13 protein-coding genes are annotated in these 14,379 nt (G+C 62.9%); 10 read left to right on the forward strand and 3 right to left on the reverse strand.

Translation table 11 applies throughout. The features are described from left to right. The first annotated feature begins 268 nt into the window (after window positions 1–268). The 8 genes from FJ970_RS17030 to FJ970_RS17065 all read left to right on the forward strand — a co-directional run bounded on the left by FJ970_RS17030 (window position 269) and on the right by FJ970_RS17065 (window position 8,832). The gene (locus FJ970_RS17030; RefSeq protein ID WP_140615930.1) at window positions 269–1,843 is read left to right on the forward strand and encodes a trimethylamine methyltransferase family protein; all 1,575 of its coding nucleotides are present in this window, start codon (window positions 269–271) and stop codon (window positions 1,841–1,843) included. 98 nt (window positions 1,844–1,941) lie between these two features. Next, window positions 1,942–2,622 (forward strand): 4Fe-4S dicluster domain-containing protein, encoded by a 681-nt coding sequence (locus tag FJ970_RS17035; RefSeq protein WP_140758253.1) that lies wholly within the window; start codon window positions 1,942–1,944, stop codon window positions 2,620–2,622. Between the two features lie 106 nt (window positions 2,623–2,728). Continuing rightward, complete coding sequence (locus FJ970_RS17040) at window positions 2,729–3,466, forward strand: dienelactone hydrolase family protein (protein WP_140758254.1); 738 nt, start codon at window positions 2,729–2,731, stop codon at window positions 3,464–3,466. A 103-nt stretch (window positions 3,467–3,569) separates the two neighbouring features. Further along, window positions 3,570–4,748, forward strand: a complete 1,179-nt coding sequence (locus FJ970_RS17045) for an NAD(P)/FAD-dependent oxidoreductase (RefSeq protein ID WP_140758255.1) — start codon at window positions 3,570–3,572, stop codon at window positions 4,746–4,748. Between the two features lie 122 nt (window positions 4,749–4,870). Beyond that, entirely contained in the window at window positions 4,871–5,431 is a 561-nt protein-coding gene (locus tag FJ970_RS17050) for an RNA polymerase sigma factor (RefSeq protein WP_140758256.1), read from the forward strand. A gap of 2 nt (window positions 5,432–5,433) precedes the next feature. Beyond that, entirely contained in the window at window positions 5,434–7,575 is a 2,142-nt protein-coding gene (locus FJ970_RS17055; RefSeq protein WP_140758257.1) for a vWA domain-containing protein, read from the forward strand. A gap of 161 nt (window positions 7,576–7,736) precedes the next feature. Next, entirely contained in the window at window positions 7,737–8,432 is a 696-nt protein-coding gene (locus tag FJ970_RS17060) for a glutamine amidotransferase-related protein (protein WP_140758258.1), read from the forward strand. Window positions 8,433–8,562: 130 nt separating this feature from the next. Beyond that, window positions 8,563–8,832, forward strand: coding sequence for a hypothetical protein (locus FJ970_RS17065; RefSeq protein WP_181178492.1), 270 nt, complete (start codon window positions 8,563–8,565; stop codon window positions 8,830–8,832). A gap of 17 nt (window positions 8,833–8,849) precedes the next feature. On the opposite strand, the gene bmt is transcribed toward FJ970_RS17065, so the two are convergent. Both bmt and FJ970_RS17075 read right to left on the reverse strand, forming a co-directional pair. Further along, window positions 8,850–9,872, reverse strand: coding sequence for a betaine--homocysteine S-methyltransferase (gene bmt, locus FJ970_RS17070; RefSeq protein WP_181178494.1), 1,023 nt, complete (start codon window positions 9,870–9,872; stop codon window positions 8,850–8,852). Between the two features lie 130 nt (window positions 9,873–10,002). Further along, entirely contained in the window at window positions 10,003–10,860 is an 858-nt protein-coding gene (locus FJ970_RS17075; protein ID WP_140758259.1) for a helix-turn-helix domain-containing protein, read from the reverse strand. Between the two features lie 231 nt (window positions 10,861–11,091). Between FJ970_RS17075 and FJ970_RS17080 the strand changes: the two genes are divergently transcribed. Together FJ970_RS17080 and FJ970_RS17085 are read left to right on the forward strand one after the other, a co-directional pair. Further along, window positions 11,092–12,102 (forward strand): fatty acid desaturase, encoded by a 1,011-nt coding sequence (locus FJ970_RS17080; RefSeq protein ID WP_181178496.1) that lies wholly within the window; start codon window positions 11,092–11,094, stop codon window positions 12,100–12,102. A gap of 104 nt (window positions 12,103–12,206) precedes the next feature. Further along, on the forward strand, window positions 12,207–13,055 hold the full coding sequence (locus tag FJ970_RS17085) for a phosphate/phosphite/phosphonate ABC transporter substrate-binding protein (protein ID WP_140758260.1): 849 nt from the start codon (window positions 12,207–12,209) through the stop codon (window positions 13,053–13,055). Here FJ970_RS17085 and FJ970_RS17090 read toward each other — a convergent pair. After that, the gene (locus FJ970_RS17090; protein WP_140758261.1) at window positions 13,020–14,375 is read right to left on the reverse strand and encodes a M24 family metallopeptidase; all 1,356 of its coding nucleotides are present in this window, start codon (window positions 14,373–14,375) and stop codon (window positions 13,020–13,022) included. The genes FJ970_RS17085 and FJ970_RS17090 overlap by 36 nt on opposite strands. Between the last annotated feature and the right edge of the window lie 4 nt (window positions 14,376–14,379).

The raw sequence follows: 14,379 nt of genomic DNA on the forward strand, positions 1-14,379 counted from the left end.
CATCGCGACTGTGTCGCAAGGCACAAAATAATGGCGTTCATACCTAACCCGCAACGGGCGGGTATCCATAGCTGATTTGCGACTTCCCGCAAAAGGAAAGCGACTGGAAAATCTATCGGATTTCTTGTCGATTTTGCGACAGGCGTTGGCGCGGACGGGCCGTTTCGAATAGGGTGCATGGCTACGATCCGGCGAAAGCCGCGCCATGCGGCCGCAGCGGTTACGGACCGGCCATAGTCAGGCAGGCCATATTCAGGGAAGAGCGATCATGAGCGAACACGCGGCAGTCGACCAGGAAGCGTCAAACGCGCGGCGTGGGCGCGGCGCCAGCGGCGGAGCAGCGGCAAGGCGCGCGGCGCGCTCCGGCGGCGGCCCGGGCACCCAGCTCACCTACATCAAGCGCAAGATCAACGTCTACGAAGTGCTGAACGAGGAAGGCCTGGCGCTGATCGAGAAGAACACCGACACGGTGCTCGAGGAAATCGGCATCATTTTTCGCGATGACGCGGAAGCGCTGCAGCTCTGGAAAGAGGCCGGCGCCGACGTCAAGGGCGAGCGCGTGCATTTTCCCAAGGGGCTCTGCCGTTCGCTCCTGAAGACCGCGCCGCCCATCTACACCCAGCATGCCCGCAATTCGGAACGCTCGGTGCAGATCGGCGGCAACGCGACCGTGTTTGCGCCGGTCTACGGTCCGCCCTTCGTGCGCGATCTCGATGGTGTCAGGCGCTATGCGACGATCGAGGATTTCCAGAATTTCGTGAAGCTCGCCTATATGGCGCCGTCGATCCACCATTCGGGCGGCACGGTGTGCGAGCCGGTCGACGTGCCGGTGAACAAACGCCATCTCGACATGGTCTACGCGCATATCAAATATTCCGACAAGCCGTTCATGGGTTCGGTGACCGCGCCGGAGCGCGCCGAGGACACGGTGGCGATGGCCAAGCTCGTCTTCGGCGACGACTTCGTCGAGAACAACACTGTGCTGACCAGCCTGATCAACGCCAATTCACCGATGGTGTTCGACGAAACCATGCTTGGCGCCTTGAAAGTCTATTCGCGGCATAACCAGGCCTGCATCGTCACACCGTTCATCCTCGCCGGCGCGATGAGCCCGGTGACGGTGGCCGGTACGCTGACACAGGTCCTGGCCGAAGTGCTGGCCGGCGCATCGTTCACGCAGCTGATCCGTCCGGGCGCGCCGGTGCTGTTCGGCACCTTCGCCTCGTCGATCTCGATGCAATCGGGCGCGCCGACCTTCGGCACGCCGGAGCCGTCGCTGGTCTCCTATGGCGCGGCGCAACTCGCTCGCCGTCTTGGCTTGCCGTTCCGCACCGGCGGCTCGCTCTGCGCCTCGAAAGTGCCGGACGCGCAGGCGGCGTATGAGAGCGCCAACACGCTGAACTCGACCATTCTCGCCGGCACCAATTTCGTGCTGCATTCGGCCGGCTGGCTCGAAGGCGGCCTGGCGTCCTGCTACGAAAAATTCATGATGGACATCGACCAGCTCGGCATGACCCAAAAATTCTCCGAGGGCGTCGATCTTTCGGAAAACGGCCAGGCGATGGACGCCATCCGCCAGGTCGGGCCGGGCAGCCACTATCTCGGCTGCGACCACACCCAGGCCAATTTCCAGACCGCCTTCTACCGCTCGTCGATCGCCGACAACAACTCCTACGAGCAGTGGCTGGCCGAGGGTCAGAAGACCGCGCCGCAGCGCGCCAACGATCTCGCGCGGCGCTGGCTGGAGGCTTATGAGGCGCCGCACCTCGATGAAGGCATCGACGAAGCCCTGAAGGACTTCATCGCCAAGAAGAAGGGGTCGATGCCCGACGCCTTCACCTGAAAGGAGCCCGAGTCAGGCGGGGCTAAAGTCGCCAACATCATCCACAAGGAAGTCTGGCGGAGCGCCTTCTCCGATCCGGACAAGAAGGGATGATTTGCGTGCGCGGCATGATCGAGGAGATCACGGCCGCGCTTGGCGCCCACGGCCTCATCTTGCGTGGCGGTTTTCTTTTTCCCGATCACGAGGGTATCGCTCATGGCGCGTTGGGCGCACCGGCAAAGTCTGTCCTGCTGGTGGGGCAGGCGGGTGCCGCGCCTTGGCGGCATTTCCTGCGCTGGCGGGAACAGCAGCCGCAGGCGATCGCCAATCCGCTCGATACCTGGTCGCGCCAGGTGATTGGCGCTGTGGCAGAAAGGTTTGGCGCGCGCGCCGTTTCGCCGTCGGACAAGCCTTATCTGCCGTTCCAGCAATGGGCTGTTCGGGCGGAGGGGCTGAGGCCGTCGCCGCTCGGGATCCTCATGCATCCGCGATACGGGCTTTGGCACGCCTATCGCGGCGCGTTGCTGTTCGAGGAAGAGATAGCGCTTCCCGAGCCCTGCGAGGCGATCCATCTCTGCGACACATGTGTCGACAAACCCTGTCTGAAATCCTGCCCGGTCGATGCCCATTCCACGGATGGTTTCGCCTACCAGCCCTGCCTTGCGCATGTGCGGGGCGCGGGCGGCGGGCCGTGCCGCGCTGGCGGTTGCCTTGACCGCAATGCCTGCCCCTATGGCACAAGCTACCGCTATCCGGCAGAGGTTCAGGCCTTCCATATGGCCGCATTCGCTGGTCTTTAGCGCCTCACGCGATCCCGCACGAAATGTTGACTGGCGGGTTCAGGCAACGCCTTGCCGTGGCCGCTTGCGCGGATATGTATCGCGCATCTGATCAACGGAGCAGGCAATGACGAAGCAAGACCTTCAGATCAAGACCCGTGACGGTGTGGCGAATGCAGGCCTGTTTCGTTCGGCCAAGGTTTCTCCAGCCAAGGCCGGTGTCATAATCTACCAGGACGCCTTCGGTCCGCGCCCGGCGCTTGACCAGATGGCGGAACGGCTGGCGGGCGAGGGCTATGCGGTGCTGGTGCCCGACCTCTTCTATCGCAACGCGCCTTACGGTCCGTTCGACGCCAAGACCGCCTTCACCGAGGAAAAGACCAAGGCGGCGTTGATGGCGCTGGTCACCGGCACGACGCAGGAGATGACCATCAGCGACAGCGGCGCGTTTCTCGAGGCGCTCGCCGGCGAAGGCGTTACGGGGCCGATCGGGACGGTCGGCTATTGCATGGGCGGTGCGCGGGCGATCAACGCCGCCGCGACCCACCCAGACCGGATCAAGGCCGCCGCCAGCTTTCATGGCGGCAATCTCGCCAGCGATGCGGCCGACAGTCCGCACCGCAAGGCGGCTTCCATCAAGGCGCGCGTCTATGTCGGCATGGCGGGGGTCGACCGGAGCTTTCCGCCGGAACAGTCGACGCGGCTGGAAGAGGCACTGCGGAACGCTGAAGTCGACCATTTGATGGAGAATTATGTCGGCATGGCACATGGCTGGTGCGTGCCGGACCACAGCGTCTTCAATGCAGCCGGTGCCGAGCGGCATTGGAAGCGATTGACTGACTTGTTCGCCGAAACGCTGGTCTGAGCCTTCGCCCCCTGTTGGCCGCGCGGCACATTGGAGGTATCAGGCGGGATGAGCGGCTCGCCCGGCTGGTGCGGCGCGGGGTCATGCGGGAACGATCAACCTGATGCAATCCTATGATGTCGTGATCATCGGCGCCGGCGCAGCCGGAATGATGTGCGCCGTGGAGGCCGGCAAGCGCCGCCGTTCGGTGCTGATCCTCGATCATGCGGCGGCACCTGGCGAAAAGATCCGCATCTCCGGCGGCGGCCGGTGCAATTTCACCAACGTCCATGCGAGCCCGAAGAATTTTATCTCCAGGAATCCGCATTTCTGCATCTCGGCGCTCAGCCGCTATACGCAACGCGACTTCATTGCGCTCGTCGAACGTCACGGCATTGCCTATCACGAGAAGACATTGGGACAGCTGTTTTGTGACGGCTCCGCGCGCCAGATCATCGACATGATGGTCTCGGAAATGCGGGGCAGGGGCGCCGAGCTGGTATTGTCGACTTCCGTTGAGACTATCAGCAAAGCCGAGGAAGGGTTCGACCTCACGCTCTCCACCGGCCCGGTCTCATGCCAGTCCCTGGTCGTGGCCTGTGGTGGCAAGTCGATCCCCAAGATGGGCGCGACGGGCTTCGGCTACGAGCTGGCCGAACGGTTTGGCCTTGCCGTCGTCGAAACACGGCCTGCCCTGGTGCCCCTGACCTTCGATGCAAAGACGCTCGAGCGGCTTTCGCCCCTGGCCGGAAACGCCGTCGATGCCGAGATTGCCTGCGGCAAGACACGGTTTTCCGAGGCGATGCTGTTCACGCATCGCGGCGTCAGCGGGCCATCCATCCTGCAAATCTCATCCTATTGGCGCGAGGGTGATGAAATCCGCATCGCCATGCTGCCAGGCACGGATGTGGCTGAGCTCGTCCGCGCCGCCAGGCGTGGCAATGGCCGGCAAGCGGTGCAGACCGTGCTCGCAAATCATTTGCCGAAACGGCTGGCCCAGGCGATAGCCGAGCGAACCGGGCTCGACGGCAATCTTGCCGATCTTTCCGAGGCCCAGATCAAAGCCGTCGAGGCCGCGGTCAACGACTGGCGCATCAAGCCGGCCGGTTCGGAGGGCTACCGGACCGCCGAAGTGACGCTAGGCGGGGTAGACACCAACGGCCTCGACCAGAAGACGATGCAGGCGAAGTTGGTGCCGGGCCTGTTTTTCATCGGCGAGGTCGTCGACGTCACCGGCTGGCTCGGCGGCTATAATTTCCAATGGGCGTGGTCGTCGGGCTGGGCGGCGGGCCAGGCGTGTTGACATTCAGGTGAAGCCGGCCTGACCTGAATCTCAACCTGCCAACAGCTGCAAAAGTCCCTGTTCGAAAAAATCTTTCCATCACCCCAAGGATTAGCCATTAGCCTTCGTCCAACAGGCAAATGATGGCGATGATGCTGGATGAGAGCGAAGCCTCCGACGCCGAACTGATCGGGCGGGCGACGGGCGGAGACCGGGGGGCTTTCGGCAAGTTGCTGGAGCGCCACTACGACTTCGTCTATCGCGCCGCCTATCGCTGGTGCGGCAGGAAGGCCGATGCGGAAGACATCGCCCAGGAAGTCTGCGTCCGGCTCGGCAAGGCGATCCGCGATTATCGCGGCGGCGGCGCGTTCACGACATGGCTCTATGCCATGACGATGAACGCCACGCGCGACATGATGCGCAAGACCGCGCGCGAGACGGTCAAGTCCGAGGCCTATGGCGTCCATGCGCTGATTTCGGGCGAGGTCCCGGCCGAGAGCGAAGACCCCGCCGAGGCGCTCTGGGCGGCGGTGCGGCAATTGCCGGACAAGCAGCGCGATGCCGTGATGCTTGTCTATGGCGAAGGCTTGGGCCACGCGGCCGCCGCCGAGGCGATGGCGATCTCTGAGACGACGGTTTCCTGGCACATCCATGAAGCGAAGAAACGGCTGAAGACGTTGATGCGTTCAGCCGGGGAAGTGTGACCATGGTCGACGACAACGAACTCAGGAAGCTGCGCGACGCAGCAATACCGGTGCCTGGCGAGAGCGCGAAGGCGCGTGCCTTCGAGGCTGCCCTGCGCGCCTACGATCAGGAAAATATTTCCGAAGTCACCCAAGGATCGGTCGGCGGCCTTCGTCTCACAGAGCGAGCACAAAAGCTCTGGAGCGAGATCATGCAAAAGAAACTCATTGCCGCGCCGGCTCTTGCCGGGCTAGTCGCCCTGCCGATCGCCGGATACGCCACCTTCCATATTCTGAGGGAACAGCCGTCACCGTTCGGCGGCGACGAGAAGATCGCCGAGACGCTGGCCGACAAGCCGGCGACGCTGAAGCCATTGGCCAAGCAGGCACCGGGAGATCGGGCCGCCGACGAGCCGACCGTGACCACTGCGCCGACCAACGACAAGAAAGCCGACGCGGATGTGGAAAGCCGCGATGCGACCGATGTGCTTGTGACGCCGGCTTCGCCGCCGAAACCCGAATCGGCCCAGGCGGGCGGGGCAGCACAGCAGACTTCGTCGGAGCGTAGAGCGTTGGCCGAACCAACACCGCCGGCGCCGACCGGTGAATTCGCGCTGGATGGCGCCACTGGCGCGCCCAGCACGTCGCGGGTGGCCCGCATGCCGGCGGCCGAATCCAAGCTGATGGTCCAGCAGCCGGCCATGGCGCCGGCGGACCAGATCGCGCCGCAGGAGGAAAACCGTGACCGCGTCCAGGATTTCAAGACCAATCCGGTGCACGCCGCATTGGAAGACCCGGTCTCGACCTTCTCGATCGATGTCGACACCGCTTCCTATTCCTTCGTGCGCGGCTCGCTGAAGCAGGGCTACCTGCCGCAGGCCGATACGGTCCGCGTCGAGGAGATGATCAATTACTTCCCCTATGACTGGAAGGGGCCGGACTCGGCATCGACGCCGTTCAACTCGACCGTCAGCGTCATGCCGACGCCGTGGAACGCGCACACCAAGCTGATGCACGTCGCCATCAAAGGTTTCGACATCAAGCCGACCGAGCAGCCGAAGGCCAATCTGGTCTTCCTGATCGATGTCTCGGGCTCGATGGACGAACCGGACAAGCTGCCGCTGCTCAAGTCCGCGTTCCGCCTGCTGGTCAGCAAGCTGAAGGCGGACGACACGATCTCGATCGTCACCTATGCCGGTGACGCCGGCACCGTGCTGATGCCGACAAAGGTTGCCGAGAAGGACAAGATCCTCAATGCCATCGACAATCTGCAGCCCGGCGGCTCGACGGCAGGCGAAGCCGGCATCAAGGAAGCCTACAAGCTTGCCCAGCAATCCTTCATCAAGGACGGCGTCAACCGGGTGATGCTTGCCACCGACGGCGACTTCAATGTCGGCCAGACCGATGACGACGACCTGAAGCGGCTGATCGAGAGCGAGCGCAAGACCGGTGTGTTCCTGTCGGTGTTCGGCTTCGGCCGCGGCAATCTGAACGATGAAATGATGCAGACCATTGCCCAGAACGGCAACGGCACCGCCGCCTATATCGACACGCTGGCCGAGGCCGAGAAGGTGCTGGTCGAGGACGCTTCCTCGACGTTGTTCACCATCGCCAAGGATGTGAAGATCCAGGTCGAGTTCAATCCGAATAAGGTCTCCGAATACCGCCTGATCGGCTACGAGACCCGGGCGCTCAATCGGGAGGATTTCAACAATGACCGCGTCGATGCCGGCGATATCGGTTCGGGGCATTCGGTCACCGCGATTTATGAGATCACGCCCAAAGGCGGTGGCGGCGAGCAGATCGATCCGCTGCGCTATGGCCAGGCCACGGTGAATAATGGCGGCGTCGCCAATGCGGACGAATATGCCTTCGTCAAGATCCGCTACAAGCTGCCCAACGAGGACGTCTCGAAGCTGATCACCACGCCGGTGACCTCGGCCAATGAGGTGGCGTCCTTCGACCACGCGAGCACTGATCAGCGTTTTTCCGTCGCGGTCGCGGCCTTCGGCCAGAAGCTGCGCGACGAGGATGCGACCGCGAAGTTAGGCTACGACAAGATCATGGAGATTGCCACTGCCGCCCGAGGAGCCGACCCGTTTGGGTACAGGTCCGAGTTCCTTTCGCTTGTGCGCCTTGCCTCGGCGCTGGGCGGTAACCGGTAGTGGCGATGAAGGCCGATTTCTTTCAGATGATGGGATCGTTCTGATTACCGGCCCACGGGCGGGTGAGGCAGGCCGGCGAGGGATACTTTCCCTTGCCGGCCTTTTTTCGTCGCAGTGCGGTCTGCCGCCAAGCATTCTCAGCGAAGCGAAGAGGCAGGGCCATGACCAACCGTGTTATTCTGGTGCGACACAGCGACGAACCCGCGGACGATCGTGTATTCGCCTATCTCCGGCAAAGCGGCTACGACCCGGTCTTGCGTCGGGCCTACGCTGGAGAGGCGCTTGATGTCGATGGAGCTGTCGCGGGTGGCGTGGTCTACGGCGGAATGTACAACGTCTATGATACGGCGCTGCATCCATTTTTTCTGGACGAGTACCGTTTTATCGACTTCTGCATGACGTCCGATATTCCGCTGCTCGGCATCTGCCAGGGCGCGCAGCAGATCGCTTGGCGTCGTGGTGCGCATGTCGGCCCGCCGGCGAGCAATGTGCATGAATTTGGCAATTATCCACGTTATCCGACCGCTGGAGCGGAAGATTTCCTGCCCGAGCCGATCCATGTGATGCAGTCACACTGGCACGGCTTCGAATTACCTGATGGCGCACAGCACCTTGCCTCGAGCGCCCTGTTTCCCAACCAGGCCTTCCGCATCGGCAACAAGGTCTACGGCCTGCAATTCCACGCGGAAGCCACGCCAGTCGGTTTCAGGCGCGTGCAGAACCGTCCTGGTGCGAATTATGGCAAGCCGGGCGCACAGACGCGCGCGGAGCAGGATCGTCTCATGAGCCTGCACGATGCCGCCCAAGCTGCCTGGTTTGACGGGTTCCTGCGCAAGCTTTTTCCGCCTTTGATCTAGCTGCTCGACGAAGGTATTGCCGCGAGTTTGGAGCTGTCTGCTGGATCGTTAAATTGCGCTGCATTTCCGGTACCGGATCGCAATTTCCTCTCGCTACACCGGACATGTCTAAGGCTTGAGGGAGCCGGAATTGCAGATCAGAACCATCGCCAACTCTACTCCGCCGACACGGGATGCTGCGGCGGTTTCATCAGCCCCGTCAGCCGAATCCAGACGCATCAGCGATGACGTCGCGCAGGCGCGTCACACCGCCATGTCGGCGCTGACCAACGACCGCTTCCGCGCCATGCTGGAGCAGATTACCGATCCCGGCGCATCGGGTGCGCTGGCTACAATGCGCGGCGACAATGCGGTCGATCTCAAGTCGGCGCAGTCGAGCTACGCCGACAACAGCGAATAACCGCTAAAGGAATCGCGTCAGGCGCGGGTGCGCCGCCGCTCGCGGCGGGCTTCGCTGGTCTCGGCCGTGTTTGCGGTTGCCACCTTGTTGCGCATCGGGCCGATGCGCTCGACGATTTTTTCGACCGTCGGACGATCCGCTTTGGTGTGGGCGTCGAGCGCCTTGCGCATCGCGGCAAGATGCTGGAACGAGGTGCCGCAGCAGCCGCCGATGATTTTGGCCCCGCCATCCACGGCGAGCCGGACATAGTCGGCCATCAGTTCCGGCGTGCCGGAATAGTGGATCTCGGTGCCACGGAATTCGGGGATGCCGCAATTGCCCTTGACGATGACAGTCGCCTCCGGCTTCGCCTCGGTCATGTCGAGCAGCGAGGCCAGTATGTCTGAGGCACCGACGCCGCAATTGGCGCCGACGCCGAGCGGCGCTTGCGACAGGCCGTCGGCGACGCCGTGGATGTCTTTCGGCAGCAGTCCCATCATGGTACGGCCGGCGGTGTCGAAGGAGCCGGTATAGGTGTAGGGCAGGCCGACGCGGATGGCGGCTTCGGCGGCGGCGCGGATCTCGTCGGGCGCCGACATCGTCTCGATCCAGGCGACTTCGGCGCCGCCTTCCTTGAGACCCTCGATCTGCTCGGCGAAGGCGTCGACGGCCTCGTCATAGGTCATGGCGCCGAGTGGCACCAGCAATTCGCCGGTCGGGCCGACGGAGCCGGCGACGATCACCTTGCGGCCGGCCTTGTCGGCTACAGCGCGGGCAATCTCGGCGGCGCGCTTGTTCAGCGCATGGACGCGATCCTGCGCGTGGTGCAGCTTCAGCCGGTGGCGGGTGCCGCCGAAGGAGTTGGTCAAGATGATGTCGGCGCCGGCATCGACGAAATTCTGGTGCAGCCGGGTGATGGTGTCGGGCGCGGTTTCGTTCAGCAGTTCCGGCGCCTCACCGGCCTCCAGACCCATGGCGAACAGATTGGTGCCCGTGGCGCCATCGGCCAGCAGCACGCCCTTTTCAGCCAGCAGGGCATCGATCGGGTTGCTCATCGTCATCGGATTGGCTTTCGTGTCCTGGAATTCGGATAAGGATATAAAGAAGTCTTTATGTCTAGTCAATGAAATTGCAACGTGAAACGGCAGGCATGGAGGCGGTTAACGACCCGCGGTCATTCCTGGCGCGCTCTCAGACAGAACCTGATGCGAATGACATGCCGGCTAGATTGCGTGCGAAGGCGGCCGCCTCATGCGGATTGATGTCGGCGGCGCGGATCAGATTGTCGAAATGCTTGGTCAGTGCCTGGACCGGCTGGGTGGCGTTCAGCACCACATACATGTCGCCGACATAGATGGCGGCGCGGTAGGGGCCGAAGATGGTAAGCGGGATGGAATAGCGCATGCGGCCGTCATAGAGGAACAGGCGGAAGGTCGGGTAGAGGTCGTCGAGCAGCGTCGCCATATGGGCAAGTTGCTGCTGGCGGTCGGCCGCCGGGAAACGGTCCCACACACCGAGGCCGCGCGCGAAAATCTCCAGCGTGTGACGCGGCATGCAGACTTCCATGTCGGTTTCCGGCCGCCGGTTGTATTCGATGCGGTATTGCGTTTCGCTGGCCTGCGCCAGGCGGCTCCTGTTGGTGATGTTGGCCTCGTAGTCGACGAGCGCGTGGGTGCGCAGGAGATCGGGAATGCCGGCCGGCACATAACGGATCTTGGTGCCGGCCGCTTCGGCGAACCATTTGGCCAGCAGCGTGCGGTCGAAGCCGTCGGGCGCTTCCTCGATTTCGAGGCTCTCGCGGATTTCGCCGGTCACGCCTTCGTCCTGGCTGAGACCGAGCAGCCAGTCCAACGACACCTTGAATTCGGCGGCGATGTTGAGCAGCGTTTCGGCGCGCGGCAGGCGCGTCGAGGCGCCCGACATCAGTTGCGACAGCGCCGACCGATCGATGCCGACTGCTGACGCGAAAGCCGACTGGTTGAGATCGGATCTTGTCAGGAGGAGCTTCAGACGCTCTCGGAAGATCGTCGACAGATCGCGCTTGTCCATGCCTTTGCTCCCCGTTTTCTGGAGGAAAAATTTGCGCCGGAGCCACACGAATAGCCGCTCGAGGCGTAAATGAATCCCTAAGTCTGTTCACAATGTACAACATATGAAGCCAAAAATGCGCAGACGCAACATTTTGTACACTTTGTCGCGTTGAGTGGAATCACGCCTCCTGACACAATGCTGTCAGGAACCAGTTGGGGTTCCGGCGACTGAGGGGCAGTGGTCGATAGCATGACTGGCAAGAGCATTCGGCGAAGCAGCAAACCGGCCATCGAGTGGCCGACCGTGGTTCTCGCTTTCTTCTGCTACGGCACATGGTTCGCCGCCGGCTTCTTCCTCTGGCCATCCTATCCCATAACAGCACTGATCGTGATGGCCATTACGCTGGCTCTGCAGTCCTCAATCATGCATGAGGTGCTGCATGGTCACCCGACCCGCAACGCCTTCGTCAATGAGGCCTTCGTCTTCCTGCCGATCGGTCTTGCGTGGCCGTTCCGCCGCTTCAAGACCATTCACCTGCGCCATCATGCCGACGAGCGGCTCACCGATCCGCTGGACGATCCCGAGAGCTACTACAAGGCTCTGTGGCATCACGATGAATTGCCGCCGTTGATGAAATTCGTGCTGAAGGTCAACAACACAATGGCCGGTCGCCTCGCGCTTGGCCCGTGGCTGTCCTGCATCGGCTTCTTCATCGATGACGCCAAGCAGGTGATCGCCGGAGACAAGGCGATCCGCAAGGCTTGGCTGCTGCATGCGATCGGGCTTGCCGTGGTGCTGCCGGTCGTGCAGTTCGGGTTCGGCATGCCGATTTGGCTCTATGTGCTGGTGCCGGTGTGGCTCGGCCAGTCGCTGATCTCGATCCGCACCTATGCCGAGCATCAGTGGTCGGAACATCCGGAAGGCCGCACGGTGATAGTCGAGCGGTCGCCGCTATCGTTCCTGTTCCTTAACAACAATCTGCACTTTGTCCATCACAAGAGCCCGACCATCGCCTGGTACCTGCTGCCGAAGCTGTTTCGTGACCGGCGCGAGGAATGGCTGCGGATGAACAATGGCTATGCCTATCCGAATTATTTCGCGCTGGTCAAAGCCTATGCCTTCAAGGCCAAGGAGCCGATCGTGCATCCGGTGCTGCGCCGCGCACCGGAGCCGGGCAGGGCGTTCAAGCCGCGCGTCAGGGCACGCAGCATCAATGGACTTGGCACGGTGCCGGTCCCGGCCGAGCCGCCCAAGGAATAACATCCGCTGACAGCATGATATCGTGTCGGCATATCGTGTCGGCCAATTCTGATCGGACGCCGTTTTTGCGATCTTTTTTCCGGGCATGGTGGTTTGATATCGGCATGAGTGAATTGATTGCGGCGTTGCCGATGTATGACTGGCCCGAAGCGCGCGATGAGGTCGACGCGCAATGGGCGTGGTTGCGCGATGCCTTCCGGCGGAAGGGTATCGATGCGCCGCAATCCATCGTGCGCCGCAATGGCGACCTGCCGCCGGTGCCGGGCGGCATTCGCGACGGCGAGGGTAAACTCATCGCTCCGGATCCGGCGACGCTGCCGCCGGACGAACTCGATTTCCACAAGCTCTGGCTGCATCCGGCGCTGCTGTTCGCGCAGACCTGCTGGGGGCCGATGGAACTTGGTCTATCCCGGCATGTGCAGGTTGTCGGCCAGCCAAGCTACGACGCCTATGAAGGCGGGCAGGGCGAACTCTATTCGAGCGCGCTGGTCATGCGCGCAGGCGAGGGACCGGAGGTCCGGTCGCCCGCCGACGGCAAGGCCTTGCTGCCGCTCGATCTCATCCGAGGCCGGCGCTTCACCTTCAACAGCCTCGATTCCATGTCGGGCATCATCGCGCTGACGCGCGACCTGGAAGCGGCCGGCGAAAGCCTCGACATATTTTCATCGAGCGGCGAAAGCTTTTCACCGAGCGGCGAAAGCGGCGGCCATCGCCACTCGATCGTGGCGGTCGCCGAAGGCAGGGCGGATGTCGCAGCGGTCGACTGCGAAAGCTGGGCGCTGGCGCAGCGTTTCGAATCGGCGGCGCGCAAGGTCGTGATCGTCGGCTGGACGGCACGGCGCAAAGGCCTGCCTTACATCACTGCCGGGACGACGCCGGAAAAGACAGTGCGCGCGATGCGCGAAGCCCTTGCCGGTCTAGCCGAGCAGCCTCGCATCCAACGGGTAGGTTGAAAGTTCTTCGTTGCCGGTCTCGGTGATCAGGATCTGCTCCTCGATCTTGACGCCTTCGCGCCCACCGAGCCGGCCGATATAGCTTTCCACGCACAGCACCATGCCCGGCTCAAGCACGCCGTCCGGCGTGTCTGGCGTCCAGTCGCTGGCATGCGGCAAGGTCGGGTATTCGTCGGCCAGTCCAACGCCGTGGTAGAGTACGCCGTAGCGGGTCGGGAAGCAGTCGCCTGGCGGCACCGCTGAGCGCTCGACGAGGTCGCGGAACGAGACGCCGGGCTGCATCAATGCCGTATTGTGTTCGATCTGATCGGCTGCGATGCGGAACAGATCGCGCTGTTCGTTGGTTGGCCTGGTATCGCCGCACAGCCAGGTGCGCGAGAGATCCGCGCAGAAGCCGTAGGGGCCGATCAGGTCGGTGTCGAAGGCGACAAGATCGCCGGCCTCGATGATCCGCGACGAGCATTCCTGGAACCACGGATTGGTGCGCGGTCCCGACGTCAGCAGCCGCGTCTCGATCCATTCGCCGCCGCGCGCGATGTTGCCGCGATGCAGCTCGGCCCACAATTCGTTTTCGGAGATACCGGGCCTGAGCGCCTGTTCCATATCGCCCATCGCAGCCTCGCAAGCGACGATTGCGCGGCGCATGGCGAGGATTTCGTCCGGCGATTTGATCAAGCGGGCGTTCTCCATCACCGCTTCGCCATTGCCGATCGAAACACCAAGGCGCGCCAGTTCCTCGACGCCTTCCGGATTGATGTGGTCGACGGCGATGCGGTTGTTGCCGCCGCCGTGCTCCCTTACCAGATCGGCGATGCCGGTGGCCCAGCGGCGGACTTTCTGCTCGGTCAGCTCGCCGCCATAGAGATACATCCACGACACTGCCGGCCGCACTTCGTCGACGACACCGGAATGATCGGACAGGTGTTCGCAGGAGAAATAGTCGAACAGCACCACCGGACCCTCGGTGGCGACGAAGCAATGCCGCGTCGGGTTGTGCGTGACCCAGAGCTGCATGTTGGTGCTGTCGGTCGCATAACGGATGTTGACGGGGTCATAGAGCAGGGCGCCGGCATAGCCGCGGCGCTTCAGCTCGGCGCGGATGCGCTCGAGCCGGTATTTTCGCATCGCCGGCAGGTCGGGCGCGGCGATACCCGCCGCGGCCCATTCAGCTTCGGCTACAACGCCATAGCCCAGCACATGCTGGTTGAGTGACGCCGCCTTCTCGCGGGAGGCGTCGCGCAACACCTCGATCGAGCCTGGCTCGAACGGCGTGATCTTGCGATGGCGGCCGAAGCTTCCCTTTGGCGCCTCGCTGTCCATGGCC

It is taken from the genome of Mesorhizobium sp. B2-1-8 (genome assembly GCF_006442545.2).
Taxonomy (GTDB): domain Bacteria; phylum Pseudomonadota; class Alphaproteobacteria; order Rhizobiales; family Rhizobiaceae; genus Mesorhizobium.

What these genes read in the sequence shown, in the direction of transcription:
- FJ970_RS17075 (WP_140758259.1), bottom strand. Translation starts at nt 10,860, where the DNA reads ATGGACAAGCGCGATCTGTCGACGATCTTCCGAGAGCGTCTGAAGCTC.
- FJ970_RS17040 (WP_140758254.1), top strand. Translation starts at nt 2,729, where the DNA reads ATGACGAAGCAAGACCTTCAGATCAAGACCCGTGACGGTGTGGCGAAT.
- FJ970_RS17045 (WP_140758255.1), top strand. Translation starts at nt 3,570, where the DNA reads ATGCAATCCTATGATGTCGTGATCATCGGCGCCGGCGCAGCCGGAATG.
- FJ970_RS17050 (WP_140758256.1), top strand. Translation starts at nt 4,871, where the DNA reads ATGGCGATGATGCTGGATGAGAGCGAAGCCTCCGACGCCGAACTGATC.
- FJ970_RS17085 (WP_140758260.1), top strand. Translation starts at nt 12,207, where the DNA reads ATGAGTGAATTGATTGCGGCGTTGCCGATGTATGACTGGCCCGAAGCG.
- FJ970_RS17090 (WP_140758261.1), bottom strand. Translation starts at nt 14,375, where the DNA reads ATGGACAGCGAGGCGCCAAAGGGAAGCTTCGGCCGCCATCGCAAGATC.
- FJ970_RS17060 (WP_140758258.1), top strand. Translation starts at nt 7,737, where the DNA reads ATGACCAACCGTGTTATTCTGGTGCGACACAGCGACGAACCCGCGGAC.
- bmt (WP_181178494.1), bottom strand. Translation starts at nt 9,872, where the DNA reads ATGACGATGAGCAACCCGATCGATGCCCTGCTGGCTGAAAAGGGCGTG.
- FJ970_RS17055 (WP_140758257.1), top strand. Translation starts at nt 5,434, where the DNA reads ATGGTCGACGACAACGAACTCAGGAAGCTGCGCGACGCAGCAATACCG.
- FJ970_RS17030 (WP_140615930.1), top strand. Translation starts at nt 269, where the DNA reads ATGAGCGAACACGCGGCAGTCGACCAGGAAGCGTCAAACGCGCGGCGT.
- FJ970_RS17080 (WP_181178496.1), top strand. Translation starts at nt 11,092, where the DNA reads ATGACTGGCAAGAGCATTCGGCGAAGCAGCAAACCGGCCATCGAGTGG.